The organism is Gordonia otitidis (assembly GCF_020735545.1).
Classification (GTDB): Bacteria; Actinomycetota; Actinomycetes; order Mycobacteriales; family Mycobacteriaceae; genus Gordonia; species Gordonia otitidis.
The window spans coordinates 1,358,760-1,385,379 of record NZ_CP085974.1; the positions used below are offsets into that span (position 1 = coordinate 1,358,760).

Below are 26,620 nucleotides of genomic sequence, written 5' to 3' on the forward strand. Positions count from 1 at the left end.
TCGCACGACAGGTGCTAAAGGGTAAGACTGGTTACATGCACTTGAAGTTCGATTCAGATGAACAGAAGTTCCGCGAAGAACTCCAGAGCTTCTTCACGACGAAGATCCCCGAGGAGATCCGTCAGCGTGCAGCAGCAGGCACGCTGAACCTGCCCGACGACATCGTCACCACACAGCGCATTCTCAACGCCGATGGCCTGGCGACGCCGGGCTGGCCGAAGGAGTGGGGTGGCCGTGACTGGTCCCCCATCCAGCGCAACATCTACCACGATCAGCTCAGCCTGAACTTCGTCCCCGATCCGCTGACGTTCAACGTCAACATGGTGGGCCCGGTCATCGCGACGTTCGGTTCACAGGAAATCAAGGAGCGGTTCCTCCCGGCGACGGCCAACCTCGACATCTGGTGGTGTCAGGGCTTCTCCGAGCCCGAGGCGGGCTCCGACCTCGCGTCGCTGAAGACCAGGGCGGTGCGCGACGGCGACCACTACATCGTCAACGGTCAGAAGACGTGGACCACCCTCGGGCAGTACGCCGACTGGATATTCTGCCTCGTCCGCACCAACCCTGACGTGAAGAAGCAGGCAGGCATCAGCTTCCTGCTCATCGACCTCGACACCCCGGGAATCGAGATGCGCCCGATCAAGCTGATCGACGGCAGCGTCGAGGTCAACGAGGTGTTCTTCAACGACGTCAAGGTGCCCGTCGAGAACCTCGTCGGCGAGGAGAATGCGGGCTGGACCTACGCCAAGTTCCTCCTCGGCAACGAGCGCACCGGCATCGCACGCGTCGGCTGGACCAAGACCAAGCTCGCCGAGGCCAAGAAACTCGCCGCCGCGACGAAGACCGCGAACGGCACTCTGCTCGAGGACCCGCTGTTCGCGGCACGCCTGGCAGAACTCGAGACCGAACTGCTCGCACTCGAGGTCACCCAGTTGCGCGTCGTCGCCGGTTCGGCAGACGGCAAGCCCAACCCGATCTCGTCGCTGGTCAAGTTGCGCGGCAGCGAACTGCAGCAGTCGGCGACGGAGTTGCTCGCCGACGTCGCGGGTGCGCGCGGCCTTGCCGTCGACGCACCCGGCGTCGGGACACCGGAATGGGCCCAGCTCGCCGTACCCGAGTACCTCAACTACCGCAAGGTCACCATCTACGGAGGGTCGTCGGAGGTACAGCGCAGCATCATCTCGTCGTCGATCCTCGGCCTGTAGTCGGCCCAGCAGAACCTGGAGTAACACAATGGATTTCGAGCTCACCGAAGAGCAGGCACTGCTGCGCGACACCGTCCGCAGCGTGTTCAAGAGTTATGACATCGAGAAGATCCGCGCGGTCTCGGAGACCGAGAGCGGATGGTCGCCCTCGATCTGGGCGTCGCTCGCCGAGATCGGCATTCTCGGGCTGCCGTTCAGCGAGGATGCCGGCGGAACGGGCGCGGGACCGGTCGAGGTCAGTTCACTGATGGGCGAGATAGGGCGGAGTCTTGCGCCGGAGCCTGTCCTGTACGGCGCGCTGCTTCCTGGTGTCGTCATCGACCGCGTCGCGTCGGGTGATCGCCGGACCAGTCTGCTGACCGAGGTGTCGGAGGGAAGACTGCTGCTCGGATATGCACACGCCGAGCCCGAAGATCGTTGGCCCGCAGCCGGGGTCACCACCACGGCGACCGGCGCGAGCGACGGAGTCACCCTCGAGGGCGTCAAGTATCCCGTCCTCGCGGGCGACGTGGCACAGAAGTTCGTGGTCAGCGCCCGACGTCAGGACGGAACCGTCGGACTGTTCCTCGCCGACGCCGACGCGTCCGGGGTGACTGTCGACGGTTTCCGCACCTACGACGATCGTCGTGGCGCGCGGGTCACGTTCGCGGGCACCCCAGCCGTCGAACTCGCCGACGGTGACCAGTCCGCTGCGCTCTCCTATGCGGAGATCTTCACGCAGACCGCCCAGTGCGCCGAGGCCGTGGGCGCGATGGAGCGTGCAATGGAACTGACGACCGACTACCTCAAGTCACGCAAGCAGTTCGGGGTTCCACTCAAGACGTTCCAGACGCTCACACAGCGTGCGTCGGACGTGTACGTGGCACTCGAGTTGGCGCGCAGCATGAGTTTGTACGCGACGGCATCACTGAACGACGGTGTCGACGATCCGTCGGTCTACAGCCGTGCGAAGCTCCAGATCTGCCGCTCCGCACGCAAGGTCGGCCAGGAGGCCATCCAGATGCACGGCGGCATCGGCATGACCGCGGAATACCCTGTGGGACATTACGTCGCACGTCTCACTGCGATATCACGCACGCTCGGCGACGCCGACGAACACGTCAGCGCTCTCGCGAGCAGGCTCGGCGAGTACGAGATGGTGACGGTCAACTGAGCTGACCGTCAGAGCGTGGCGGCGTGGGGGTTCACCGACTCGAGTCGGTGAGCCCCCATTCTGCTGCCAGGAGCTGGTGGGAGCGCAGCCTGTCCTCGAGATCGTATGTGACACTAGTGATCACCAGTTCATCGGCGCCGGTCACCCGGGCCAGTGTGTCGAGCCGTTCGGCGACCGTCGACGGCGATCCGACGAACTGGGTGCGGATCCGGTCGTCGACAACAGCGCGTTGTTCGGCCGTGAGCGGCGACGCTGTCGTCGGATCGAGATAGGGCTGCGCCCCGCGACCGGTGCGGATGTCGTGCACCCAGTGGCCGTAGGTAGACGCGAGATGTGTTGCCGCCGAGTCGTTGTCAGCGACGACCACGTCGGCGGACACCACCACGTACGGCCGCGACAGCCGCCCCGAAGGCCGGAAATGCGCACGATAGGCATCGACGGCCTCGAGAACGGTTGCGGGACTCACGTGATAGTTCGCGACGAACGGCAGCCCCTCGGCACCGGCGACCTGGGCGCTCTGGCCCTTGCTACTGCCGAACACCCAGACCTGCACGTCGGCCTCCTCCCCGGGCACTGCATGCAATTCGACGTCGCCGACGCGAAGTCCGCCGTCGAGGAATGCCAGGACGTCGCAAACCGCGTCACCGAAATCGGGTTGGATCGCACCGTCGAACTCCAGCGCTGCTGCAGTGGCACCGATCAGGGGCGACGAGAGTACCTCCGCGGCGGCGAACGGCTGCGGAAGGAGTAGCCCGTCGACGACACGTTCAGGCTCCGCGGATGGCCGCTGCGCCGTGGGTGTGCGTGCGGCGTCGAGCAATTCGGTACGACGCTGCCCCGAGCGGCCGAGTCCGAGATCGAGGCGGCCGGGAAAGACGGCGTCGACGGTCCCGAAGGCCTCGACGACCGATGCCTTGCTGTGATGACCGAGTTGGACCGCTGCGCTACCCACCCGGATCGACTGCGTCGCGGCAGCGACCAGTGCTATCAGGGTGGCAGTCGACGACGAACCCACCGCGACGAAATGGTGCTCGGCGAGCCAGAAGCGCCGATAGCCCCATTCCTCGACCGCGCGTGCGAGTGCGATGCTGTTGCGGATCGCCTCCACGGGCGACGAGCCCGCGCTGATCGGGGCGAGGTCGAGGACCGAGAGCGGCAGCGGCGCAGCCCGTCCCGTGCTCATCGGCCCGTCTCGCGGGTGGACAGAGCGGTGGCACCGTCGTACCCGTGAGCGGACGTGACGCCGGAGTCATCCGACCACGCGTACATCGCAGCAGACGATTCGGGGGTGAGACCTGCTGCTGCACGCAACAGCATCTGATGGTGCGTGTCGACCAGCTGCGACACCGCGCTCACCCTGGACAACCAACTCATCGTCACTCCCATGGCTTGATCCCCGACAGGTCGTCTTCCCGTCTGGTGCGGCCCAACGGTCTTCGAGCCGCGATCTCCCAGTAAGCACCCGTTCGTCGGTACGGAGAACCGTTGCACTCACGCTGATCTTTTGACCGCCGGTCGGGAAGATGTGCCGGCGACGCAGCCGTTAGGACTCCTCGTGAGTGATTCAACGTCGCTGTCGTTGGCCATCGGACTGCAAGGCGCTGGTCGACATCCGGCCGCATGGCGAGACCCCGAGGCGCGCCCCGACGCACTGTTCACCGCGCGATACTGGCGTGAGGCCATTGTCGCCGCCGAACGCGCCGGTGCCGACTTCGTGACCCTCGACGACGGCTTCGGGGTACGGCCTCCGCTTCCCCACGAGCTGTCGACCAGCGGTCGGCCGGTGCGGACGGACCTCGTCAACGGCAGACTCGACACCGTGCTGGTCGCGGCGCGCATCGCGCCGCTGACCACGCGGATCGGTCTCCTGCCCACCGTGACGGTCACGCACAGCGAGCCGTTCCACACGTCGAAGGCAATCGCCACGCTCGACTACGTCAGCAGCGGTCGCGCAGGAGTCCTGCTGGCCGTCGACGACAGTCCGGACAACGTCCGGCTGTTCGGACGGCGTGATGCGGAGACGATTTCGGACAGGTCTGCGCTACACCGCGAAGCCGCCGACTACGCCGAGGTGCTCAGTCGGCTGTGGGACTCGTGGGAGGACGACGCCGAGATCCGCGACGCCTCGACCGGTCGCTTCATCGACCGGGATCGGGTGCACCACATCGACTTCGACGGCGAATTCTTCGCTGTTCGCGGGCCGTCGATCACACCGCGGCCACCGCAGGGCCGACCTCCCATCGCGGCGACGGCGTCCGCCGGCGAGCGGTCGTCGCGTGAATTCCTCGATGGCAGTGCGGACATCGGGTTCTTTCCGAATGCCGAGGACCGCGCGGCGTCCGACACGACAGCCGGTGACAGTGACCGCGAGGGTCTGCGCCGCTACGACGATCTCGTGGTGTACCTCGACGACACGCAGCAGGCGGCGTCGGACCGTCGTGCGTGTTACGACGACTGGCTCGGTGCCGAATTCGACGACGTAACGCAGACATTCGTCGGCACCGCCACCGGACTGGCCGACCTGATCGAGGAGCGCAACGAGCTGGGGGGCCGACCGTCGGGAATCCGATTGCATCCGGCAGCGATCACCCACGATCTGGCTCGCATCGCCGACGACCTGGCGCCCGAACTCCTCCGTCGCAGCCTCGTCGTGGACGCGGCGTCGAATCCTGCAGGCCCACAAAGCCTCAGAGACCGGCTGGGACTCGTGCGCCCGGCCAACCGTTATGCACGCGCAGCCGTCGGAGGCGGTGTCCGATGACCAAACAGGTTCACCTGGCAGCACATTTTCCCGGGGTCAACAACACGACCGTCTGGAGTGACCCCGCCGCCGGAAGCCACATCGACTTCTCGTCTTTCACCCACTTCGCGCAGACAGCAGAACGCGGGCTGTTCGATTTCCTCTTCCTCGCGGAGGGGCTACGACTGCGGGAACAGAACGGACAGATCTACGACCTCGACGTCGTCGGCAGACCCGACACCTTCACGATCCTCGCGGCGCTCGCGGCGGTCACCGAGCATCTCGGACTCGCGGGCACGATCAACTCGACGTTCAACGAACCCGTCGAAGTGGCACGACAATTCGCGACCCTCGACCACCTGTCCGACGGTCGAGCAGCCTGGAACGTCGTGACCTCGTGGGATGCGTTCACCGGCGAGAACTTCCGCCGAGGCGGATACCTCGCGGCTGATCAACGCTACGTGCGGGCTCGAGAGTTCCTCGAGACCGCCGTCGAGCTGTGGGGTTCGTGGGAGAACGACGACGTGATCGCCGACCGTTCGTCGGGTGAGTTCCTGCGCCGACCGCAGGCCGGGCGGTTCGCACGCGTCGACTCGCAGTTCGACGTCAGCGGGACGTTCCCTGTGCCGCGGAGCCCTCAGGGACGTCCGGTCATCTTCCAGGCGGGAGACTCCGACGAGGGGCGCGAGTTCGCCGCGGCACGCGCGGACGCGATCTTCTCGCGGCACTCCACACTCGACGAGGGCCGCACGTTCTACACCGACGTGAAACGGCGTCTCGCGGCGTACGGACGTAGCCCCGACGATCTGCTGATCCTGCCCGCGGCCACGTTCGTCGTCGGCGACACCGACGAGGACGCGGCCCACCTCGCCCACCAGATCCGGCTCGCGCAGGTGAGCGGGCAGACCGCGATCAAGTTCCTCGAGCAGCTGTGGAATCGCGACCTGAGCAACCACGATCCCGACGGCCCCCTGCCCACCGTCGACCCCCTGCCCGGGGAGAACACCATCGCCAAGGGCCGCGCGAGTGTGCGCATCCGCGAGGATCCCCGCGACGTCGCAGCTCGCTGGCGAGCCCTCGCGGAGTCGAAGAACCTCAGCACGCGCGAACTGATCATCGAGGTCACCGGCCGTCAGGCGTTCGTCGGATCGGCGCGCACCGTCGCGAACGAGCTCAACCGCTTCGTCCAGCACGACGCGAGCGACGGATTCATCCTGGTCCCGCACCTCACTCCGGGCGGACTCGACCGCTTCGTCGACGAGGTGATCCCAGAGCTCCAGGACCTCGGGGTGTACCGGACCGCCTACCCCGGCGGGACACTGCGGCACAACCTCGGACTCGCCGACGTCGTCGCGGGTTAGGGTTCTCGTGGGTGTCGCGCCCGCGTGCACCTCTGAGTACCTCACCGACCACGCGTCGGCGACGAGGGGAGATCACAGGTGGACGCAGTGTTCGGCGACAATCTGGCCTGGGGCGCGTCGTTCAGCATCATGGGTGTTGCCCTGCTGGTCGTCGGTTTCGGCGCCCTCGATCTGGTGACACCGGGGCGGCTTCGGCAGCTCGTCTGGGTGGACAACAACCGCAACGCGATGATCCTCACGACGTCGATGGTCGTCGGTATCTCGTTCGTCCTCGTCGCGTCCGTCGTCGACACCGCAGGCATGGTGCTGTGGAAGGCACTCCTCTACTCGCTCGCCTACGTGGTGCTGACCATCGCGGTGATGATGTGGTCGTTCGTACTGATCGACTGGCTCACCCCCGGCAAGCTCGGGACGATCCTCCTCGAGAACGACACACATCCGGCGGGCTGGATCTCGGCGGCGGTCTTCGTCGGCGTTGCTGCGGTGTTCAGCACCGTGCTGATCGTGTGAGCGCTTATTGACTGTCCGACAATAGGCGTTCTAGGGTGATGCAGACCTGTGACCGGCGACACCGTCGACCGGTCTTCTCTGCCGCCACCACAGAACCCGGGGGAACCATGACCGCCGCACTGCTCGAAGAGTCCATCGACGTCGACGCGACGCCAGCTCAGGTCTGGGCGGTGATCTCCGACCTCGCCCGCATGGGCGAGTGGAGCCCGCAGTGCGCAAAGATGTTCATCCTCGGCGGCCAGGTCAAGCTCGGCACCCGCACCATCAACATCAACCGTCGCGGACCGCTCGTCTGGCCGACGACGGCGAAGGTCGTGCGGTTCGCACCGAATCAGGAGATCGGGTTCCGCGTCGCCGAGAACCACACGGTGTGGAGCTACACCATCGAACCGAACAAGGCCGGCGGCGTGACGGTGACCGAGCGTCGGGAAGCTGCGGGCGGGAAGACAACCAAGGTGTCGTCCACCCTGGTCGACGCCGTGTTCGGCGGGGCCGACTCGTTCGAGGAAGAACTCAAGGTCGGAATGGCCGAGACGCTAGGCAAGATCAAGCGCGCGGCCGAGTCGAGCTCCGTGCGGGCTGCCTGACCCGCACAGTCGGCGACCAGAAGCGCACAGTCGACGACCAGAAGCGCACAGTCGGCGGGGTCACTCGTCGAGTGGGCGCCCCCTGGCGTCGACTGTGCACTCCCTGGCGTCGAGTGGGCGCCCCCTGGCGTCGACTGTGCACCTCACGAGCCGTCGAGCTTCTCCATGAGGGCCGGTAAGTCGGCGACGGAGCCGATCACGTGATCGGGAACCGGACCGAACTCGTCGCGCTGCAGCGCCCGCAGGGCCTCCTCACGGAATTTGCCGGTCCGGACGAGCACGCCGATCAGCGCAGACGCCTGGGCTCCGAGGACGTCGTTGTGCATGTCGTCACCGACCATCACCACCTGGGTCGGTTCGAGATTCATCAACTCGACCGCGGCGCGGAATCCCAACGGTGACGGCTTGCCGATCGCACGGATCTTGCGGCCCGACGCTTTCTCCAGACCCTCGAGGTACACGCCGGTGTCGATCGACAGCCCCCGCTCGGTCGACCAGATCATGGACCGGTGCATCGCCACCACCGGCGTACCCGAGAGCATCTTCTCCAGCACGGTCGACAGAGCGGAGTGCGTGAAAACCGGACCGGCGCCCCCGAGTACGACGACCTCGGCCTCTGCCGGGTCGTCGGTCAGTGGGACACCGGTCATGTCCTCGGCGATCGGCCCCTCGTTGAGTACCCAGGTGAGCTTGCCCGGATAGTTCCGGGCGAGAAACTCGGCGGTGAGCTTGGCCGCGGTCAGGATCTCGTGCGGCTCGACGTCGAATCCAGTGTTGGCGAGCGCCTCGGCGATCTGTGAACGAGATCGTGAGGTGGTGTTGGTCAAGAACATTCGCGGATACCCACGCTCGGCGAGATCCTCGATCGCTTCGACGGCGCCGGGCAGCGCATGCCACGAGGTGACCATCACCCCGTCGATGTCGAGCAGCAGACCCAGCGCCATGCTCCGAATCTAGTGCGGGTCGAGCGCGAGCGCAGAGCGGGGAACGCCCCACCGACACAGCTGCTTCATCGGCGTCCGATTCGCGTGGCATGCTGAGCTGATGCGTTCCGTCGCCGACCATCGTTCGATCGTGTGGGAGTTGTTCGGACCACCCGAAGCAGTCCGGGTCGCAGTCCCCGACGCGCTGGGAATGCCCACCGTCCACGACACCCTTGCCGACCTCGCGATGCCCGCCTTCGACAATTCCGCGATGGATGGTTACGCGGTGCGCGCGGCCGACATCGCGACCGCAACGCCGACCGATCCGATCCGGCTGCCCGTCGCCGACGACATCCCCGCCGGCCGTACCGGGCGGGTGACACTCGCGCCGGGCACGGCGGCGCGGATCATGACCGGCGCACCGCTGCCCGACGGCGCTGACGCCGTGGTGCAGGTCGAGCTCACCGACGGCGACTTCGCCGTCGACGCCGCGGCGGAATCGACGGTCGGGTTCACCTCGGCCGTGGACGCGGGCAAGCACATCCGTCGAGCCGGCTCCGACATCGCGAGAGGTGAGATCGCTCTCCCCGCAGGCACGGTGCTCGGCGCCGCGCAGATCGGTTTGTTGTCGGCACTCGGCATCGCCGACGTCGAGGTGGCACGCCAGTTACGCGTCGTAGTGCTCTCGACCGGATCAGAACTGGTCGAACCGGGAAAACCCCTGCGGCACGGGCAGATCTACGAGTCCAACGGCGCCATGCTGACCGCGGCGGTCACCGAGGCCGGCGGACGAGCGCGGCATGTGCACTTCGTCGCCGACAACGTCACCGACTTCCTCGAGCGCCTCGACGAGGCGTCGGCAGACGCCGACCTGATCATCACGTCCGGCGGTGTGAGCGCCGGGGCCTACGAGGTGGTCAAGGACGCACTCCGTGGCACTGACGGAGGCGTCGAGTTCGTGAAGGTCGCGATGCAGCCCGGGATGCCGCAGGGGTGTGGCCATCACCGTGACCCGACCGGGCGTCCGGTTCCGATCATCACACTCCCGGGAAACCCGGTCAGTTCGCTGGTGTCGTTCGAGGTGTTCATCAGGCCTCCGCTGCGCGCGGCGATGGGCTTGCCCGCCCACCGGCCGGGATTTTCCGCCCGGCTCGGCTCCGACGTCCGCTCGCCGGAGGGCAAGAGACAGTTTCTGCGCGGCGTCGTCGTACACGATGCGTCCGACGTCCCACCCGTGGTCGAGCCGATCGGGCCCCCCGGCTCACATCACCTGCGATATCTCGCCGGGGCCAACGCCCTCATCGACATCCCTGCCGAGGTCACGTCGTTGCCTGCCGGTTCGGTCGTCGACGTCGTCGTTCTCTGAGAGTGGCTGCGTCGAGTCGGCCGGGTCGGGCGTCGCTAAGCTGAACGGACGCGACGGACAAGCCCGACGCGACCGACCCGGGAGGATGATCAGGTGGCCAGGCGCCCGCGACCGGACGCATCAGCGCAACATCCGGCAACCGAATCCGACGGCCCGTTGCGCTCCGGCCTGACCCCGACGCATCTACTCGCCCTTGCGCGCGAGACCCTTCCCCCGATCCATCCCGCGGGTTTGCCGTTCGTGGCGGCTGCGTCGGCGGTGGCGCTCGCCGGGCGACGGCGACGGTGGGTAGCCGTACCGGCAACCGCTGCGGCCGGTGCCTGCGCCGCATTCTTCCGACATCCCTCACGAGTACCGCCGACCGAGGCGGGCGTGGTCGTGGCCCCGGCCGACGGAATCGTCAGCCTCGTCGACGAGGCCGTCCCGCCACCGGAGTCCGGCCTCGGACTACAGCCCCGGCCACGCGTGTCGACCTTCCTGTCGATCTTCGACGTCCATGTGCAGCGCGTGCCCATCGGCGGCACGGTGCTGTCGGTGACCCACACGCCGGGGACGTTCGTCTCGGCCGACCTTCCGGAGGCGAGCTCGGCGAACGAGCGCACCACGATGGTGCTGCGACCCGACGGCACACCCTCGCCCGACGACCCCTCCCCGCGCGACACCGACATCGCCGTCGTGCAGATCGCCGGTCTGCTCGCACGTCGCATCGTGTGCGAGCCCGAGGTCGGCGACCACCTCGCCATAGGCGACACGTACGGGCTCATCAGATTCGGCTCGCGCGTGGACGTCTACCTTCCACCGAACACGCAGCAGCGTGTGTTGATCGGGCAGCGCACCGTCGGCGCCGAGACCCCGCTCGCGGTACTCGGTGGGTCGGGGACGACACCTGTCGGCGACGGCGGGTGACATGCCGAACACCAATCGAGTCGGTGTCGACCGCACGCCGCTGCACTACCGCAATCCGTCGATCCGATCGACGCGTCGTCGCACACCGAATCGCGCCGAGTCGGACGTCGAGCAGAGAAGCCTGAGACGCCAAGCGGCCGCCGGCCGCATGTTCGTGCCGTCGGCGCTGACGATTCTCGCGATCTGTGCGGGCCTGACGGCGGTGCGTGCTGTCATCGACGACAACGTCAACCTCGCCATGGCACTCGTCGTCGCGGCGGCCCTGCTCGACGGAATCGACGGGCGGGTGGCCCGACTCATGGGGGCGACCACCAAGATCGGCGCCGAGATCGACTCACTCGCCGACGCCATCAACTTCGGCGTGGTTCCCGCCCTGATCGTCTATCTCTACCTGCTCCGCGGGCACGACCTGGGCTGGGGATTCGCGCTCATCTACTGCTGCGCGATCGTGCTGCGCCTCGCTCGGTTCAACACATTGCTCGACGACACCGACGCTCCGCGCTACACCCGCGACTTCTTCGTCGGAGTTCCCGCGCCGGCTGCGGCACTCGTCGCACTACTCCCGATCGGTCTCGCCCAGCAGTTCGGCGACGGCTGGTGGACGTCACCGCTGATCGTGGGGTGTTGGCTGATCATCGTCGCGCTCATGGCGGTCAGCCGCATCCCGACGGCATCGCTCAAGACATCGTCGGTGCATCCGCGGATGCTCGCCGGACTGCTGATCCTCGTGGCCATCGGGGCTGCGCTGCTGTTGACCTACCCGTACGTGTTGATGATCGTGTTGGTTGCCGCCTACGTCGCACATATCCCATTCGCGTGGCGCAGTCGGCGTTGGGTACAAGCCAGGCCCGAGCACTGGGACGCGCTGCCGGCCGAACGTCGAGCCGAACGTCGGGCGATCGCACGTAGCCAGCCCCGACGTGTACTGCCGCCGCGGAAATCCACCGCCAGGCTCGGCCTGCACAAACCGGGAGCAGGGACGATCCCGGAGACGACGATCGGCGAGCCTCCCGCGGCCGGGGCGGGGGCAACCGACGACTCGGGAACCGGGGGTAGCCGGTGAGCGCGCAATTGTCGTTGACCGCGCGCCTCAACACGTCCGCCGCCGACTCGCGTCGGGGCATCGTCCGCGCACATCCCGAGGCGTTGACCGCATTGGGATTACGTGAATGGGACGCGGTGTCGATCACCGGCGCACGCGTGACCGCGGCCGTGGTCGCCGCAGCACCGTCGGGAACGCCCACCGGCACGTTGTTGCTCGACGACATCACGTTCTCGAATGCGGGCATCAAAGAGAACGCGTCGGTGGTCATCTCCGCCGTCACGGTCTCCGGCGCGTCACGGGTGATCGTGACAGGCTCGGCAGTCGCAAGCAGGGGCGTCGACGAGGCGACGCTGCGACGCGCGCTGCTCGGAAAGGTGTTGTCGGTCGGCGACGCGGTCTCGCTGTTGCCGCGCGACCTCGGCCCTGAACTCACCGCGAGCGCCGCGACGCGCGCGCTGACGCTGTCGGTCGGGATCACGTGGACCAACGAGCTGCTGACCGTGACCGCCACCGCCCCGGTCTCGCCCGTCAGCGTCCAACCCTCTACCGCTGTGCTCTGGGCGGATGGCGGATCCGACGATGCCCTCGGCATTGATCCCGGTGCCGTCGGCGCGAATCCTGGTGCCGTCAGCGCGAATCCCGGTGCCGTCAGCGCGAATCCCGGTGCCCTCGGCGGGAAACCCGGTGCCGTCGGCGGGTCAGGGCGGGGCTGGGGTACGACGCTGCCCGGCATCCCGTCACCGGGGCACGGCGTGCGGCCGGCCTCGGAGCTGGTCGGGGTCGACACGCAGGTCGCGAAGCTCACCGAGTGGCTCGACATCACGCTCGACGAGCCCGAGGTGTTGCGTGCTCTCGGCGCCACACCACGTCTCGGCGTGCTGATCTCGGGTCCGGCGGGATCCGGAAAGGCCACACTGGTCCGATCCGTCTGTGCCGCAAGAACACTGACCACCATCGACGGCCCAACTGTCGGCTCGCTGGAGGCATCGGCGCGCCTGCGAGCGGTGACCGATGCGATCGCAAACCTTCGTCGTACCGGGTCGGGCGTACTGCTCATCACCGACGTCGACGCGCTGCTGCCCGTCGAACCCGAACCGGTCTCGACACTGATCCTCGACGAGTTGCGTGCTGCGATCGCGCCGCCGGTCACCGCCGACGCTGGTGGTACGCAGCCCGACCACCTCGCCCTGATCGTGACCAGTGCCGAACCTGCGGGCCTCGACGAACGTCTACGCGGACCCGACCTGTGCGACCGGGAGCTCGTCATCGGCCTGCCGGACGCTGCACGTCGCGCTCGGATACTCGGCGTGATCCTCACCGGGGTACCCACGGACGGCGCGCTCGATCTCGATGACATCGCTTCTCGGACGCCGGGTTTCGTCGCGGGAGACCTCGCGGCCCTCGCGCGCGAGGCGGCACTGCGCGCTGCGGCCAGGGCAAGCTCGACGGACACGGCACCCACACTGACCGACGCCGACCTCGTCGGCGCACTCGACGTCATCCGTCCGGTTTCACGTCTTCGGACGCCCGAGGTGGCCGTCGGATCGATCACGCTCGACGACGTCGGCGACATGACCGAGACCAAACAGGCGCTGACCGAGACCGTGCTCTGGCCGCTCCAGCATCCCGACACCTTCACCCGACTCGGCGTCGAACCACCGCGCGGCGTACTCCTCTACGGGCCACCCGGGTGCGGCAAGACCTTCGTGGTCCGTGCACTCGCGGCGTCGGGCATGCTCTCGGTTCACATGGTCAAGGGTGCCGAACTGATGGACAAGTGGGTCGGTTCGTCGGAGAAGGCAGTGCGCGACCTGTTCGCCGCGGCGCGGGAGTCGGCACCCTCGTTGATCTTCCTCGACGAGGTCGACGCCCTCGCACCGCGCCGCGGCCAGTCGACGGACTCGGGTGTCGGCGATCGCGTGGTGGCCTCGCTGCTGACCGAACTCGACGGCGTCGAACCGCTACAGGATGTCGTCGTCCTCGGCGCGACCAACCGGCCCGACCTCATCGACCCGGCACTCCTGCGCCCGGGTCGGTTGGAGCGACTCGTGTTCGTGCCGCCGCCGGACGCACAGGCGCGCGCCGACATCCTGCGGACCTCGGGCCGCAAGGTGCCGCTTGCCGACGGTATCGACCTCGACGCGCTGGCCGACGACCTCGAGGGTTATTCGGCAGCCGACTGCTCGGCACTGCTTCGCGAGGCGGCGCTGGCGGCCATGCGCCGGGACATCGACGCGGCGACCGTCACTGCCGACGACGTCGCCGACGCGCGGAAACGCGTGAGACCGTCGCTCGACGCTGCCCAGGTCGAGAACCTACGCGCCTACGCCGACCGTCGTAAGGAATGATCGGTCGCCGCACGGCCCGCCCGGCGAACAGCCGCGATCAACTAGTCTGTGTGCCCGCCTGGCCGGTTTGACCCTGCTGGCTGGTCTGACCCTGTTGGCCACCGGGAAGCTGCCCGGTGGGCGCCTGGCCGTTGGGAAGCTGACCCGTCTGACCGTTGGGCGCCTGGCCCTGCTGTCCGAACGGTGATTGCCCGTTGCTCCCCATCCCACCGCCGTTCTGCCCCATCCCACCGCCGTTCTGCCCCATCCCACCGCCGTTCATACCCGGCATGCCGCCACCGTTGCCGCCGGGGCCACCCATCTGGCTCTGGCCGGACGAGTTGTCGTGGCCGACGACGTAACCCGCGCCGAAACCGAGGAGACCGAAGCCGACGGCAAGCCCGATGCCGCCGGCGATGATCGCGTTCTTGACCTTCGGCGGTACCTGCCGCGCGGCCGAGCCCGCGGTCACCGGCTCTGCGCCCTCCTGTACCGGCGGCTGACCTGCGACCTGCGGCTGAACGGGTGCGGTTGCGGCCCGGGCGCCCACGCGCTCGGTGTTCTCGAAATATCCGGGGCCGGCAGCATTCGCGGGACCGCCGGAGTTCTCGGGGTTGATCGAATTCTCGGGGGTGGTGGGTGCGGACATCGCGGGGTTCTCCCTCATCTCGGGTGCGCGGTGAGCGAGCACCGACCTCCGGCACGCGCTCACATCGCATCAACAGTGCCGTCCACGGTGCCGACGACGCCTTGCGCCCGACTGCGCGCCCTCTGGGAATCGGCTGTGCGGGTCAGCTGGTCGTGATCGTGTAGAACACGGACGACCCGCCCGACGCCGCAGCAGGTGTCACACCCGCGCTGACCCAGTAGGTGGTGCCACTCTTGTCCGCGGTCAACACCACCACGGATTGCCCGTTCTGCGATGTCCGCTGTGACTCCGTGTACCCGGCATCGGTGAGCTTCTTGACCGCGGAGTCCAGGACGTTCGAGTCGCTCGCGGGAGCCTGCACCGTCACAGACCATCCCTTTCCCGCAGCACCAGAAGCACTCAGCACAGTGCCGTCGATCAGCGGGACCTGATCGGTCGGAAAGTCAGACGGTAGTGCCACTCCTTTGAGACCGCTGTCCTTATCCGCAGAGCAACCGCCGATGACCAGGGCAAGCGCACACGTCAACAGGACGACGGTGAACCTGACTAAGCGCGACATGACTGCAACGGTAAGATAAACAAGCGGGCAGTTGCTCCGTGACACCCCGCCAATCGACGAAAGACGGAGTGCCCTTTGATCTCAGTGTTGGCCGCGTTGGCCGTGTGTGCGCTCATCGCACCTGCCATCGTCCGTACGCTCGGCACCAAGGGGTTCTACGTCCTCGCGCTCGCTCCGCTCGGCGCCCTCGTCTGGGTTCTCCTCAACTGGCCCCAGGCCCACCACGCTCCCCGCGTGGAGACCGTCTCCTGGGCACCGACGCTGAGCATGGACTTCGTCATGCGGTTCGACACCCTCACGGCGATCATGTCGGTACTGATCCTCGGTGTCGGCGCGCTCGTGCTGTGCTACTGCGCCAACTACTTCGACGACGCCCGTCCCCGCGTCGCCATCTTCGGCGGCGAGATGATCGCGTTCGCCGCAGCCATGTTCGGGCTCGTGGCCAGCGACAACATGCTGATGCTCTACATCTTCTGGGAGCTCACCACGGTGTTGTCGTTCATGCTCGTCGGCTTCTATCACGTCCGCGCCACCTCGCGGCGGTCGGCGACGCAGGCGCTGCTGGTGACCACCGCGGGCGGACTGGCAATGCTCGTCGGCATCATCATGCTCGGCGAACGGACCGGTTCCTATCTGCTCTCCGACCTCGTGGCGCACCCGCCGTCGAGCGGCGTCTTCGTCGACGTCGCGATCGTGCTGGTACTGATCGGCGCCATCAGCAAGTCGGCGATCGTGCCGTTCCACTTCTGGCTGCCGGGCGCGATGGCGGCGCCCACACCCGTCAGCGCATACCTGCACGCAGCCGCGATGGTGAAGGCGGGCATCTACCTGATCGGTCGCCTCGCGCCCGGCTTCTCGGGCCTCACCAGTTGGCAGGTCATGACCATCGGCCTTGGCTGTTTCACCATGGTGCTCGGTGGCTGGCGTTCGCTGCGCGAACTCGACCTCAAGCTCATTCTCGCGTTCGGTACCGTCTCCCAGCTGGGCTTTCTCGCGGTCTTGTTCGGCATGGGCGACGCCAACGTGGCGATGGCGGCGCTGGCGATGGCGGCGCTGGCGATGCTCGTCGCACACGCGATGTTCAAGGCTGCGCTGTTCATGGTCGTCGGCGTCATCGACCACTCGACCGGCACACGCGACATCCGCAAACTGGCAAGACTCGGTCATCGTCTCCCCTGGCTCGCGGCCATCGCAGCCGTCGCGGGTGCGAGCATGGCCGGTCTGCCGTTCACCATGGGTTTCGTCGGCAAGGAGACGGCATTCGCGTCGGTCTGGGACACCGGTTCGATGCAACACTGGCAGGCCGAGACCGTCGACTACGTGCTGGTGGCAGGCTCGATCATCACGATGGCGTACACGACGCGCTTCCTGTGGGGAGCATTCGGTCGAAAGGTACGGCAGTTCCCGAGTCGTGTCGTCGCGCAGATGCATCCACCGTCGGTCGCCTTCCAGACCCCACCTGCCATCCTCGCCGCACTCGGCGTCGTGACCGCTTTCCTGAGCCCGCTGATAGGCGAGGTCTTCGAGCCGTACGCGGAGAGCCTGCCGTCGTACGGTCACGAGATCGAACACCTCGGCATGTGGCACGGCTTCGGTCTGCCGGTGGTCTTCTCGATCATCGTGATCGTCGGTGGCGCCGCACTGTTCCTGCTCATCAGACGACTGCGCGATCTCCTGTTCCGCTATCGCCCACTCCTCAACGCCGACCGCATCTACGACGCGACGCTGCGCGCCGCCGACACGCTGTCGCTGACGCTGACCCGAAACACCCAGCGAGGCTCGCTGCCGATCACGCAGGGCGTGATCATGTGCACCGCGATCATCCTGCCCATCACCGTGTTGTTCCTCGGTTCCCGCGATCGACTCTCGGTTCGCGGATTCGACTCCGCAGTCGAACTGGTCATCGGCGGCATCATGGTCGCCGCCGCTGTCGCAGCGGTCATCCTGCGTAACCGACTCGCCGCGACACTCATCGTCGGCGTGACCGGCTACGGCTGCGGCGTGTTGTTCGCGCTGTACGGAGCTCCCGACCTCGCGCTCACCCAGTTCCTGGTGGAGACGCTCACCCTGGTCATCTTCGTGCTCGTCCTGCGCAAGCTCCCCGCCGAACCCGAACCCCGGCACGCGACGGGATTCAAGGCATTGCGCGCACTGATCGGCGCGGCCGTCGGCGTGAGCCTGGTCGTGATCGGCCTGTTCGCCGCGGCCGCGCGCAACTCCCAGCCGGTGTCGATCGACATCCCCGAGGCCGCCTACAAGTGGGGTCACGGCGCGAACGCGGTCAACGTGCTGCTCGTCGACATCCGCGCCTGGGACACGATGGGCGAGGTGAGTGTTCTCATCGTCGCTGCGACGGGCGTCGCGTCGATGGTGTTCCGCAACCGCCGATTCGGCGCGGCCCCCCGTGTCTCCGACGCCGCGCGCCTGCTCGCCAACGGACACGGCGACGAGGACGACGATCCGATCCCGCCCGACCGCACCACATGGCTTCGCGGCAGCGAGTTCCGCGATCCGCGCAACCGGTCGATGGTGTTGGAGGCGACGACGCGTCTGATCTTCCCGACGATGGTCGTGCTGTCGGTCTACTTCTTCTACGCAGGCCACAATGCACCCGGCGGCGGATTCGCCGGCGGTCTCACCATGGGCTTGGCGCTTGTGCTGCGTTACCTGGCCGGCGGACGTTACGAACTCGGCGAGGCCCTGCCCGTCGAACCCGGCAAGTTCCTGGGCGCGGGACTGCTCATCTCCGCGGGAACTGCCGCGACGTCGATGCTGCTCGGCGCCCCGGCGCTGTCGTCGGCCGTCCTCAAGGTCACCCTGCCGCTCCTCGGCGATGTCAAGATCGTGACCGCACTCTTCTTCGACCTCGGCATCTACCTGATCGTGGTCGGGCTCGTCCTCGACATCCTGCGCAGTCTCGGCGCACGACTCGACGTCGAGAACACGATCCCGGCAGGCACCACCCTGCCGGTCGTCGAGGAGGCGCGACGATGAGCGTCAACCTCGGACTCCTGGCGATCGTGGCGGTCCTCGCCGCCTGCGGCTCCTACCTCCTGATGGAGCGCAGCCTGATCCGCATGCTGTTGGGTCTGCTGCTGGTGGGCAACGCCATCAACCTGCTGATCATCACTCTCGCCGGACCACCCGGGAACCCGCCCATCATGGGCAGGACGTCGGATCACCGCACCCAGGACGCCGATCCGCTGGCGCAGGCGATGGTGCTCACGGCGATCGTCATCACGATGGGTGTCGGCGCGTTCATCCTCGCGATGGTCTACCGGCTCTTCGTGCTCAACCGCGACGACGACGACGTCGAAGACGATCTCGAGGATCGCAAGGTGCTCGAGTCCAGTCTGAAGGACGCGCCTGACCGCGACCGCAGCGACAACCCCGAAACGGGTGCCGACACACCGCTGGGCGACCTCTTCGACGACGAGGGCAACCCGCTCACCCCGGAGGAGTACGCCGCGCTGCACAGGGCCAAGATCGAAACCGACCTCATGCCGGAGGACGACGACGTCATCGACGAGGTCTCGCGCGAGGAGGACGAGGTCGACGCAGCACTCGCCGAGGCCGACGCCGAGGTCGTCGACATGACCTGGACGCTCGGCAACGACCTCCAGGACCCCGACAAGCCCTACCCCGGTACCGCGGATCCGCGGAAGCCCCCGCCTGACGCGGGCCGCGACGAGCCGGGCCCGCCGGCGGGGCAGGGGGATGATCGATGACTCCCCAACCCTCATGGATTCCCGTACTCATCACCCTGCCGACGCTCGTACCGCTGCTCGGTGCCGCGATCTCGCTGCTCGCCGGACGCAGTCCGATCCTCCAGCGTGCTGTCGCGCTCGTGGCGATCGGCACCGCGCTCGTGGCATCGGGCATGATGCTCTACCTCACCGACGAGCACGGGACGTTCTCAGTGCACATCGGCGGCTGGGGGTCGAAGGGGTATCCGAACGGTCCGCTCGGGATCACGCTCGTCGTCGATCCGCTCGCAGCGTTGATGCTCGTCGTGTCGACGGTCGTGCTGCTGTGCGTCGTGAGCTACGCGATCGGTCAGGGTATCCGCGACGGAACGTCGCAGCAGCCGGTGTCGATCTTCCTGCCGACCTACCTCATCCTCTGCGCTGGCGTCTGCAACTCGTTCCTCGCGGGCGACCTGTTCAACCTGTTCGTGTCGTTCGAGATCCTGCTGTCGGCGAGCTTCGTGCTGCTGACACTGGGCGCGAGCGGCGAGCGGGTACGCGCCGGCGCGTCGTACGTCATGGTCTCGATGCTGTCGTCGCTGGTCTTTCTGTCCGGCATCGCATTCGCGTACGCGACGACCGGCACACTGAACCTGGCCGAGATGGCCCTGCGGCTCGACTCCGTCGCCGACGGCACCCGCAACGCGCTCTACGCGGTGCTGCTCGTCGCCTTCGGGATCAAGGCAGCGGTCTTCCCGCTCTCGTCGTGGCTACCCGACTCCTATCCCACCGCCCCTGCACCGGTCACCGCAGTGTTCGCCGGGTTGCTCACCAAGGTCGGTGTGTACGCGATCATGCGCATCCACACGCTGCTCTTCCCTGGCGGCTCGATGGATTCGGTCCTCATGGTCGCAGGGTTGCTGACGATGCTGATCGGTATCTTCGGTGCGATCGCCCAGTCGGACATCAAGCGTCTGTTGTCGTTCACACTCGTCTCGCACATCGGCTACATGATCTTCGGCATCGCGCTGTCGTCGAAGCTCGGTCTGTCCGCGGCGATCTACTACGTCGCGCACCACATCCTGGTGCAGACCACGCTGTTCCTCGTGGTCGGACTCATCGAGCGACAAGCGGGTTCGGCGTCGTTGCGACGCCTCGGTGGGCTCATCGCCAGCCCGCTGCTCGCGGGCCTGTTCCTGATCCCGGCACTCAATCTGGGTGGCATCCCACCGTTCTCCGGGTTCATCGGCAAGGTCGGTTTGCTCGAAGCGGGTACCCGCGACGGATCGGTGCTCGCGTGGCTCCTGGTCGCGGGATCGGTGATCACCAGTCTCCTGACGCTCTACGTGATGGCCCGTGTGTGGACCAAGGCGTTCTGGAGGCCCCGCGCCGACGCACCCGAGGGCGAACTCGCCGACAGCGCGCCGTCTGCTCTCATAGACGAGCGCTCGGACATCTCCTTCGACGACCGCGAGGATGTCGGCCGGATGCCGGTCTCGATGGTGATACCGACGGCGCTGATGGTTGCCGCCGGCCTGGTGCTCACGTTCTGGGCAGGGCCGATCCTGCGCTTCACCGACAGTGCGTCCGACAACATCACCGACCGCGGTAACTACATCATGAGCGTGCTGGGAAGTGACGACTGATGAGCGACGACAACCCCGATCCAGCCACACAGAACACCCGAGCCGGTGCGGTCCGTGCACCCGGGAAGGGGCCCGTCCGATCCTTCCTCGTCAACGCCTGGCGCGTCTCGTTGTTGTTCATCTTCTGGAACGTCGTCCGCGTGTTCGTATGGATCCGTGAACACGTCCGAATCCCAGGGCGTATCGCGGGCGACGGCCGCGAACTGGCCGTCCGACTGTGGGTGGTCGCGTGGCTGACGTTCGTGTGGGTGTTGCTGTGGGGAACGGTGTCATGGGCCAACATCATCGGCGGTGTGGTGCTCGCGCTTGCCATCTCGATCCTGCTGCCGCTGCCACGTGTGCCCGTCGAGGGCCGCATCCACCCCGTCTCGGTCCTCTGGCTCCTCGTCCGGCTGATCATCGACTTCTTCGTGTCGAGCGCGCAGGTGGCCTGGGCGGCGATCCGACCTGGCTATCGGCCACTCGGTGCTGTCATCCGCGTCAGGGTCGCGATCAAGTCCGACATGGTCCTGACGCTCGCCGTCGACTATCTCAATCTCGTGCCCGGCACGATGGTGCTCGAGATCGATCACCGTCGTCGACTCATCTACGTGCACGTCTTCGACGTCCGGTCCGACAAGAAGGTCCGCGCCTTCCACAAGCAGGTCGCGTTCGTCGAGCGCATGTTCATCAAGGCGTTCGAGCGTGACAGCGAATGGCACCCGAGCCCGTACCACGGCATCGACGACGACTACCACCACGTGCGCAACGCCGAACGCGCGGCGATCACCGCGGAGCAGAAGCGATGAGCGTCGTCTGGGTAATCGTCGCCGCGCTGCTGCTCATTGCGGCAGTGCTCACCGCGGCGCGTGCGCTGATGGGCCCGACAACGCTCGACCGTCTGGTTGCACTCGACACGCTCATCGCGCTGGCGATGTGCGGTCTCGCGGCCTGGGCGGCCTACAGCCGTGACACGACCGTGGTGCCGGGCATCGTCGCGCTCTCGTTGCTGAGTTTCGTCGGGTCGATCGCGATCGCCCGATTCCGTGTCCGGGACGACCAGACATGAGGGGGCCGCGATCATGATCGTCGACATCGTGAGCTCGGTGTTCCTCATCGTCGGTTCGGTGATGGCCTTCACCGCGGCTCTTGGCGTGTTCCGCTTCCCCGACACCCTGAGCCGAATGCACGCGGCTACCAAACCGCAGACGTTCGGGTTGTTGCAGATCCTCGTCGGCGCGATCATCCAACTCGGCAAGAATGTCGACGTCGGTATGCTGATTCTCGCCGGATTGTTCGCCATCATCACTGCACCTGTGATTGCACACCGGATCGGACGCCTCGTGTATCAGGAACAACGCGCACAGGACGGGTTGATCGCCAAGGAAAGAATGGATCGCGGCGACATCGACTGATGCGGTAGGAATGCGCCGGCGTTCTTCGGCAAACACCGTGTTCAGCCTGCATTGACGTCGGAACTTGCGGCTCGCGCGGAGTTCAGTGAACAGTTACATTTACCTGGAGCATTGTCGGGGGACATCTACGATCAGGAGCCCGCCTGTGTTTGAGCGTTTTGACCAACGTTCACTCGCGATGCTGTGCAGCCAGGTCGGCGCCGTCCCGCTTTTGGCACTCGGTCTGGCCTCGAACACCTTCATCTTCCCGGGAATGCACTGGGTCCTCGCGCTCGTCGGCGTCTACACACTCTTCTCGATCGTGGTCACGGTACGCGCCGGCAGGCTCGACGACCGTTGGTTCGCGCTAGTCGGTTTCGGCGGGATGCTCGGGGTTGCGGCGTCGGCGGCGGTCGTCGCCGACGACGCGTCGGCGATCGCCGTCGTGGTCCTCCTCGCAGCGATTCCGGCCCTCGCCGCGATGGCATCGCCGCAACGCATCGTCTTCAGCTTCCTCGTCGCCGCTGCGGTGTTCGCCATTGCGGTCGTCGCACCGAGGGCACATTCGATCACGGCTCTCGCGGTGGGCGGGGGCGCCGTGTTGATGTCCATCCTTGTCCCCACCGTGATGGTCACGATGCTGCGGCGCACACTGTCGACGCTCTTGGCAGATCAGGCGCGCCTGATCGTCACAGATCCACTGACCGGGGCCTACAACCGGCGCGGCCTGTTCGACGGGGCGCCGCTGATGTTCCGTGACGCTGAGCGGGCAGGTAAACGGACGGCGCTGCTGGTCATCGACATCGACAACTTCAAGCTCATCAACGACGCAAACGGCCATGCGGCAGGAGACGCCGTGCTCGTCGAGGTCACGTCGCTGCTGGAGAACAACGTGCCACGGGGCTCGCTGGTCGCGCGCACCGGCGGCGAAGAGTTCACCGTCCTGCTGGTCGTCGACGACGAGGCACAACTCCGTGACATCGCCTCACGCCTGTGTCTGACCGTTGACGCGAGCGCCGGCGTGACCATCAGCATCGGAGGTGTGGTCGCCTTCTCGCACGAGAACCCGGACGAGCGCGACGACCTGGCCTCACGCGACGGCATCGACCACCTCGTCGCACCGGCTGACCGGCTGCTCTACGCCGCGAAACACCTCGGCAGGAACCGGGCGGTGGTGAGCACGGCGCCCGATTTCACGTGGCGAGCAGGCCGTAAAACCTCACATGACGCATCGGGAGCGGCTGATGCAGGTGCGCTCCACGACGAAGTTCTTCCACTGAGCACCCCGGGTAACGCACAGAAACCGGCCGAACACCAGAGAGACGAGCAGATGGTCGAGATCCTTCACCCCTACCACGACACCGCGAGGATCGCCCAGCTCACCGACGGGCCGACCATGCAGCTCGTCGATCTGTGGCCGTACGCGGGCGAGGAACTGCGTACCCTCGACGCCCTGGAGCCTGTCGAGCCCGGCGTCACGCCCGCGCCTCGGCTCGATCTCTCCGACCCGGCAGTCGTCGACGCCCACACCCGGTATGTCCACTTCGAATGGCGGAACACGGTCGCACGTATGCCGGACGCCGAGTTGTTCTACCGGTTGAAGACGGCGCGAAACAGGTTCCTGCTGACCACGGCTGAACAGAATCTGTGGCGCGACGCCACTGTCGCCGTGGCCGGTTTGAGCGTCGGATCGTCGGCCCTGACCGCCTGCGCGGTGACCGGAGTGCGCAACTTCCACATCGCCGATGCCGACAGAATGTCACCCACCAATCTGAACCGCATGGTCGGTTCGGTGTGCGATGTCGGGGTGACCAAGATCGAACTCGCCGAGCGCCGCATCCTCGAGGGCGATCCGTATTCGTCGGTGTCACGGTACCCACAGGGCTATTCGACCGAGGTCGCCGACGACTTCCTCGGGATCTCGTCCGGTCGTCCGGTCTCGGTGGTCATCGAGGAGATCGACGACATCGCCATGAAGATCGACATGCGTAGACGCGCACGAGCAGCACGCATTCCCGTCGTCAGTGTGACGGACATCGGCGAGAACGTCATGCTCGACGTCGAACGATATGACCTCGAGCCGGACTACCCGATCTTCCACGGCCGGGGCGAGAAGTTCACTGCCGCCGACGCCGCCGATCCCGCACAGCGCCTCGAGATGGCGATGTCGATCGTCGGTGACAACCTCACCTCACGCATGGCGTTCTCGGCCAGTCAGGTCGGTCGCAGTCTCGCGTCGTGGCCGCAGCTGGGGTCGACTGCGTCGATATCCGGTGGGCTCGCCGCGGCAGCGGCCCGCAACATCGTCTGCGGACGAGGGCGCGTCGCCTCCGGGCGTTACGTCATCGACGTCGAGAGCATGCTGCTGCTGCCCAGCGAGTACGGCGAGTTCCAGTGGAACGAGCTCGCTCCGGACGTTTTTGCAGCGGTGTTCGGCGCCGACGGTTCCGAACAGTCCACCCCGTAGCGCACAGTCCACCCCGTAGCGCGACCGACTGGCACCCGGCCACCGGCGGGCAGGGCCGTCGATGGTTTCCGGGTGCCCGCCTCACGCAACGTCGGCCGACTCGCGCTCGACAAGGCCCCCGGCAGACGCGAACTCGGCACACATCGCTGCCCACACCTCGGGTTCGGCGAAACCGGCAAGAGTCTGCTGATCCCAGAACATCGCCTGCGTGCGGTACCTGTCGTCCGGATACGGGGTGAACGGGATCGCGGAATCGACGCGACCACCACCCGACTCCCAGCGCGCGAGCACGTAGTCTGCCGCGGTTGCGAGCATGTGTGTGGTCCCGGTCGCCGCCATGAGGATCAACGGTGTCCTGGCGAGAAGGCCTGCGCCCGCCGCGGCATCGTGTGACGCGGCGTCGATGAACGCAGATTTCACTTCGATCAGTCCGCTCGGGATTCTGCGACCGATTGCCGCGATCAATTCTGCTTGGCCGCGCTGGCCTTCCCACTCGCTGACCGCGTGGGATTCACGTGCCTGGGTATAGGGGCCTTGAACCCGCAACCCACCGACCACACGATCGGCCGCGTCGATCACCGCACAGAACACCCGGGTGCCCGTTCCGTCGCGGATGTCCTCGTACTGCAGGGCCTCCTCGACGCCGCGCGCGCTGTACGCGGCCCGCGCACCGTCGAGGTACTCGTCCCACAGACCGGGGATCAACTCCGGGGACGCCACCACAAGCGTCAGATCACTCACCGAGTCCGGCACAACGATCGGTGCGGCGTGATCGATGATGATCGGTGCAGGGCTGGGCATGGCGACGACAGAATTCATAGTGGGTCCTTCGACAAGAAAGTGAAGATGGAGGGGACATCTGATTGTGCAGGCAAACTACCCCGAATTGTCGAATAGACAATCGCCACAGCGCTAGCCCAACGACAATTACGCGATCAAACCGCTTCGTTGCGGAATCTCCCGCAACAGAAATCGTCGGGAAAAATCAGTCCAATTCGGCGACCACAGAGGCCACCACGGCACGCATGTCCCCGGTGCGGTCGTGTACCGAGCGCTGGCGCTGGTAGCTCGCCCCGTGATCGACGATGTCGACGACGCGCGCGAGGTCGTCGAGGCAGCCGAGATCTTCGGCGACGGGTTCGAGACGCTTGAGTAGGACGGTGAGATCGTCGGTGACAAGTCGTTCGTCACAGTCGGAGTCGAGGATGACGATCGCGTCGAGACCGTAACGCGCAGCACGCCACTTGTTCTCCTGCACGAGCCACGGCGCCATGTGCGGAAGTTCGTCGCCCGCCGAGAGTCGGCGGTCGAGGTCGACGACAAGACAGTGGATGAGTGCGACGACACCGGAGAGTTCGACGAGATTGGTCATGCCGTCGCACACCCGCACCTCGATGGTGCCCAGATGCGGCGAGGGCCGGATGTCCCAGCGGATCTCGTTGATGTGGTCGATGATCCCGGTCGTCTTCTGATCGGCGACGAACGCCTCGAATTCGTGCCACGTCTGGAACTGGAACGGCAGCCCCGCCGTCGGCAACTGTTGGAACATCATGGCGCGATTACTCGCATAACCGGTGTCCTGACCCGACCACATCGGCGACGACGACGAGAGGGCCAGCAGGTGCGGGTAGTAGTTGAGCAACGAGGTGAGGATCGGCAGAACCTTGTCACGCCGGTCGATGCCGACGTGCACGTGGACGCCCCAGATCAGCATCTGTCTGCCCCACCACTGGGTCCGGTTGATCAGTTCCGCGTACCGATGACCCTCGGTCAACAGTTGGGTCGACCATTCGGCGAACGGGTGCGTTCCCGCTCCGTAGAGGTCGACGCCGATGTCGTCGGTGATCGCACGGACGGCATCGAGCGTCGCCGACAGGTCGTCGATCGCCTCGCCCGTCGTGCGGCACACACCGGTCACCAGTTCGACGGTGTTGCGCAGCAGTTCCTTGTGAACCTTGCCCGCACGGTCGGGTGCGCGGTCGGCGACCCGTCCGAACAGTTCGGCCGCCGAATTCGACAGGTCACCGGTCACCTTGTCGGTGAGCGCGAACTCCCATTCGACCCCCAGCGTCGGTGTGGGCGACCCAGCGAATTCGATCGGGATGATCTTCGGCACA

General features: G+C 66.6%; 24 protein-coding genes. 17 read left to right on the forward strand and 7 right to left on the reverse strand.

Going from position 1 to position 26,620, the window contains the following annotated elements; translation table 11 throughout:
• Nucleotides 1-35 precede the first annotated feature (35 nt).
• Nucleotides 36-1,205, forward strand: coding sequence for an acyl-CoA dehydrogenase family protein (locus tag LK459_RS06160; protein ID WP_007240166.1), 1,170 nt, complete (start codon nt 36-38; stop codon nt 1,203-1,205).
• A 28-nt stretch (nt 1,206-1,233) separates the two neighbouring features.
• Nucleotides 1,234-2,358 carry an acyl-CoA dehydrogenase family protein gene (locus tag LK459_RS06165; protein ID WP_007240167.1) on the forward strand — a complete coding sequence of 375 codons (1,125 nt, stop codon included), beginning with the start codon at nt 1,234-1,236 and terminating at the stop codon, nt 2,356-2,358.
• A gap of 31 nt (nt 2,359-2,389) precedes the next feature.
• Here the strand turns inward: LK459_RS06165 and LK459_RS06170 are convergent, their stop codons facing one another.
• Both LK459_RS06170 and LK459_RS06175 read right to left on the reverse strand, forming a co-directional pair.
• Complete coding sequence (locus LK459_RS06170; RefSeq protein ID WP_007240168.1) at nt 2,390-3,541, reverse strand: LLM class flavin-dependent oxidoreductase; 1,152 nt, start codon at nt 3,539-3,541, stop codon at nt 2,390-2,392.
• A complete protein-coding gene (locus LK459_RS06175; RefSeq protein WP_083835955.1) occupies nt 3,538-3,744 on the reverse strand; it encodes a hypothetical protein in 207 nt (68 codons plus the stop codon). The genes LK459_RS06170 and LK459_RS06175 overlap by 4 nt, the downstream gene beginning before the upstream one ends.
• A 169-nt stretch (nt 3,745-3,913) precedes the next feature.
• Between LK459_RS06175 and LK459_RS06180 the strand changes: the two genes are divergently transcribed.
• The 4 genes from LK459_RS06180 (at nt 3,914) to LK459_RS06195 (ending at nt 7,556) form a co-directional block, all read left to right on the forward strand.
• The gene (locus LK459_RS06180; RefSeq protein ID WP_227922294.1) at nt 3,914-5,119 is read left to right on the forward strand and encodes an LLM class flavin-dependent oxidoreductase; all 1,206 of its coding nucleotides are present in this window, start codon (nt 3,914-3,916) and stop codon (nt 5,117-5,119) included.
• A complete protein-coding gene (locus tag LK459_RS06185) occupies nt 5,116-6,459 on the forward strand; it encodes an NtaA/DmoA family FMN-dependent monooxygenase (RefSeq protein ID WP_227922296.1) in 1,344 nt (447 codons plus the stop codon). The genes LK459_RS06180 and LK459_RS06185 overlap by 4 nt, the downstream gene beginning before the upstream one ends.
• A 129-nt stretch (nt 6,460-6,588) precedes the next feature.
• Nucleotides 6,589-6,969, forward strand: a complete 381-nt coding sequence (locus LK459_RS06190) for a DUF350 domain-containing protein (protein WP_407648784.1) — start codon at nt 6,589-6,591, stop codon at nt 6,967-6,969.
• A gap of 107 nt (nt 6,970-7,076) precedes the next feature.
• A complete protein-coding gene (locus LK459_RS06195; RefSeq protein WP_007240173.1) occupies nt 7,077-7,556 on the forward strand; it encodes an SRPBCC family protein in 480 nt (159 codons plus the stop codon).
• 143 nt (nt 7,557-7,699) lie between these two features.
• On the opposite strand, the gene LK459_RS06200 is transcribed toward LK459_RS06195, so the two are convergent.
• Entirely contained in the window at nt 7,700-8,500 is an 801-nt protein-coding gene (locus LK459_RS06200) for an HAD-IIA family hydrolase (protein WP_007240174.1), read from the reverse strand.
• 100 nt (nt 8,501-8,600) lie between these two features.
• Between LK459_RS06200 and moeA the strand changes: the two genes are divergently transcribed.
• The 4 genes from moeA to LK459_RS06220 all read left to right on the forward strand — a co-directional run bounded on the left by moeA (nt 8,601) and on the right by LK459_RS06220 (nt 14,144).
• Nucleotides 8,601-9,845 (forward strand): molybdopterin molybdotransferase MoeA, encoded by a 1,245-nt coding sequence (gene moeA / locus LK459_RS06205; RefSeq protein WP_227922299.1) that lies wholly within the window; start codon nt 8,601-8,603, stop codon nt 9,843-9,845.
• Nucleotides 9,846-9,938: 93 nt separating this feature from the next.
• Nucleotides 9,939-10,751 carry a phosphatidylserine decarboxylase gene (locus tag LK459_RS06210; protein WP_007240176.1) on the forward strand — a complete coding sequence of 271 codons (813 nt, stop codon included), beginning with the start codon at nt 9,939-9,941 and terminating at the stop codon, nt 10,749-10,751.
• A 1-nt stretch (nt 10,752) separates the two neighbouring features.
• Complete coding sequence (locus LK459_RS06215; RefSeq protein ID WP_007240177.1) at nt 10,753-11,814, forward strand: CDP-alcohol phosphatidyltransferase family protein; 1,062 nt, start codon at nt 10,753-10,755, stop codon at nt 11,812-11,814.
• Nucleotides 11,811-14,144, forward strand: a complete 2,334-nt coding sequence (locus LK459_RS06220) for an AAA family ATPase (protein ID WP_227922301.1) — start codon at nt 11,811-11,813, stop codon at nt 14,142-14,144. The genes LK459_RS06215 and LK459_RS06220 overlap by 4 nt, the downstream gene beginning before the upstream one ends.
• A 37-nt stretch (nt 14,145-14,181) precedes the next feature.
• Here the strand turns inward: LK459_RS06220 and LK459_RS06225 are convergent, their stop codons facing one another.
• On the reverse strand, nt 14,182-14,772 hold the full coding sequence (locus tag LK459_RS06225; protein WP_174299158.1) for a hypothetical protein: 591 nt from the start codon (nt 14,770-14,772) through the stop codon (nt 14,182-14,184).
• 142 nt (nt 14,773-14,914) lie between these two features.
• Entirely contained in the window at nt 14,915-15,331 is a 417-nt protein-coding gene (locus LK459_RS06230; protein WP_007240180.1) for a hypothetical protein, read from the reverse strand.
• Between the two features lie 75 nt (nt 15,332-15,406).
• Between LK459_RS06230 and LK459_RS06235 the strand changes: the two genes are divergently transcribed.
• The 7 genes from LK459_RS06235 (at nt 15,407) to LK459_RS06265 (ending at nt 24,503) form a co-directional block, all read left to right on the forward strand.
• A complete protein-coding gene (locus LK459_RS06235) occupies nt 15,407-18,325 on the forward strand; it encodes a Na+/H+ antiporter subunit A (protein ID WP_227922303.1) in 2,919 nt (972 codons plus the stop codon).
• Nucleotides 18,322-19,059: a Na(+)/H(+) antiporter subunit C gene (locus LK459_RS06240; protein ID WP_227922305.1), complete on the forward strand. Its 738-nt coding sequence runs from the start codon at nt 18,322-18,324 to the stop codon at nt 19,057-19,059. Before LK459_RS06235 ends, LK459_RS06240 begins: the two co-directional genes overlap by 4 nt.
• Nucleotides 19,056-20,663 (forward strand): Na+/H+ antiporter subunit D, encoded by a 1,608-nt coding sequence (locus tag LK459_RS06245; RefSeq protein ID WP_007240183.1) that lies wholly within the window; start codon nt 19,056-19,058, stop codon nt 20,661-20,663. Before LK459_RS06240 ends, LK459_RS06245 begins: the two co-directional genes overlap by 4 nt.
• Nucleotides 20,663-21,451: a Na+/H+ antiporter subunit E gene (locus LK459_RS06250; protein WP_039994338.1), complete on the forward strand. Its 789-nt coding sequence runs from the start codon at nt 20,663-20,665 to the stop codon at nt 21,449-21,451. Before LK459_RS06245 ends, LK459_RS06250 begins: the two co-directional genes overlap by 1 nt.
• On the forward strand, nt 21,448-21,711 hold the full coding sequence (locus LK459_RS06255) for a monovalent cation/H+ antiporter complex subunit F (RefSeq protein WP_007240185.1): 264 nt from the start codon (nt 21,448-21,450) through the stop codon (nt 21,709-21,711). The genes LK459_RS06250 and LK459_RS06255 overlap by 4 nt, the downstream gene beginning before the upstream one ends.
• Before the next feature lie 13 nt (nt 21,712-21,724).
• Nucleotides 21,725-22,057, forward strand: a complete 333-nt coding sequence (gene mnhG, locus LK459_RS06260) for a monovalent cation/H(+) antiporter subunit G (RefSeq protein WP_007240186.1) — start codon at nt 21,725-21,727, stop codon at nt 22,055-22,057.
• Nucleotides 22,058-22,202: 145 nt separating this feature from the next.
• Entirely contained in the window at nt 22,203-24,503 is a 2,301-nt protein-coding gene (locus LK459_RS06265; protein WP_007240187.1) for a diguanylate cyclase, read from the forward strand.
• Nucleotides 24,504-24,584: 81 nt separating this feature from the next.
• Here LK459_RS06265 and LK459_RS06270 read toward each other — a convergent pair whose 3' ends face one another.
• A complete protein-coding gene (locus LK459_RS06270) occupies nt 24,585-25,322 on the reverse strand; it encodes a hypothetical protein (protein ID WP_007240188.1) in 738 nt (245 codons plus the stop codon).
• Between the two features lie 166 nt (nt 25,323-25,488).
• A complete protein-coding gene (locus tag LK459_RS06275; RefSeq protein WP_039994347.1) occupies nt 25,489-26,610 on the reverse strand; it encodes a glutamate--cysteine ligase in 1,122 nt (373 codons plus the stop codon).
• Nucleotides 26,611-26,620: the final 10 nt, after the last annotated feature.

What these genes read in the sequence shown, in the direction of transcription:
- LK459_RS06160 (WP_007240166.1), top strand. Translation starts at nt 36, where the DNA reads ATGCACTTGAAGTTCGATTCAGATGAACAGAAGTTCCGCGAAGAACTC.
- LK459_RS06165 (WP_007240167.1), top strand. Translation starts at nt 1,234, where the DNA reads ATGGATTTCGAGCTCACCGAAGAGCAGGCACTGCTGCGCGACACCGTC.
- LK459_RS06170 (WP_007240168.1), bottom strand. Translation starts at nt 3,541, where the DNA reads ATGAGCACGGGACGGGCTGCGCCGCTGCCGCTCTCGGTCCTCGACCTC.
- LK459_RS06175 (WP_083835955.1), bottom strand. Translation starts at nt 3,744, where the DNA reads ATGGGAGTGACGATGAGTTGGTTGTCCAGGGTGAGCGCGGTGTCGCAG.
- LK459_RS06185 (WP_227922296.1), top strand. Translation starts at nt 5,116, where the DNA reads ATGACCAAACAGGTTCACCTGGCAGCACATTTTCCCGGGGTCAACAAC.
- LK459_RS06190 (WP_407648784.1), top strand. Translation starts at nt 6,589, where the DNA reads ATGGGTGTTGCCCTGCTGGTCGTCGGTTTCGGCGCCCTCGATCTGGTG.
- LK459_RS06195 (WP_007240173.1), top strand. Translation starts at nt 7,077, where the DNA reads ATGACCGCCGCACTGCTCGAAGAGTCCATCGACGTCGACGCGACGCCA.
- LK459_RS06200 (WP_007240174.1), bottom strand. Translation starts at nt 8,500, where the DNA reads ATGGCGCTGGGTCTGCTGCTCGACATCGACGGGGTGATGGTCACCTCG.
- moeA (WP_227922299.1), top strand. Translation starts at nt 8,601, where the DNA reads ATGCGTTCCGTCGCCGACCATCGTTCGATCGTGTGGGAGTTGTTCGGA.
- LK459_RS06215 (WP_007240177.1), top strand. Translation starts at nt 10,753, where the DNA reads ATGCCGAACACCAATCGAGTCGGTGTCGACCGCACGCCGCTGCACTAC.
- LK459_RS06225 (WP_174299158.1), bottom strand. Translation starts at nt 14,772, where the DNA reads ATGTCCGCACCCACCACCCCCGAGAATTCGATCAACCCCGAGAACTCC.
- LK459_RS06230 (WP_007240180.1), bottom strand. Translation starts at nt 15,331, where the DNA reads ATGTCGCGCTTAGTCAGGTTCACCGTCGTCCTGTTGACGTGTGCGCTT.
- LK459_RS06240 (WP_227922305.1), top strand. Translation starts at nt 18,322, where the DNA reads ATGAGCGTCAACCTCGGACTCCTGGCGATCGTGGCGGTCCTCGCCGCC.
- LK459_RS06245 (WP_007240183.1), top strand. Translation starts at nt 19,056, where the DNA reads ATGACTCCCCAACCCTCATGGATTCCCGTACTCATCACCCTGCCGACG.
- LK459_RS06250 (WP_039994338.1), top strand. Translation starts at nt 20,663, where the DNA reads ATGAGCGACGACAACCCCGATCCAGCCACACAGAACACCCGAGCCGGT.
- LK459_RS06255 (WP_007240185.1), top strand. Translation starts at nt 21,448, where the DNA reads ATGAGCGTCGTCTGGGTAATCGTCGCCGCGCTGCTGCTCATTGCGGCA.
- mnhG (WP_007240186.1), top strand. Translation starts at nt 21,725, where the DNA reads ATGATCGTCGACATCGTGAGCTCGGTGTTCCTCATCGTCGGTTCGGTG.
- LK459_RS06270 (WP_007240188.1), bottom strand. Translation starts at nt 25,322, where the DNA reads ATGAATTCTGTCGTCGCCATGCCCAGCCCTGCACCGATCATCATCGAT.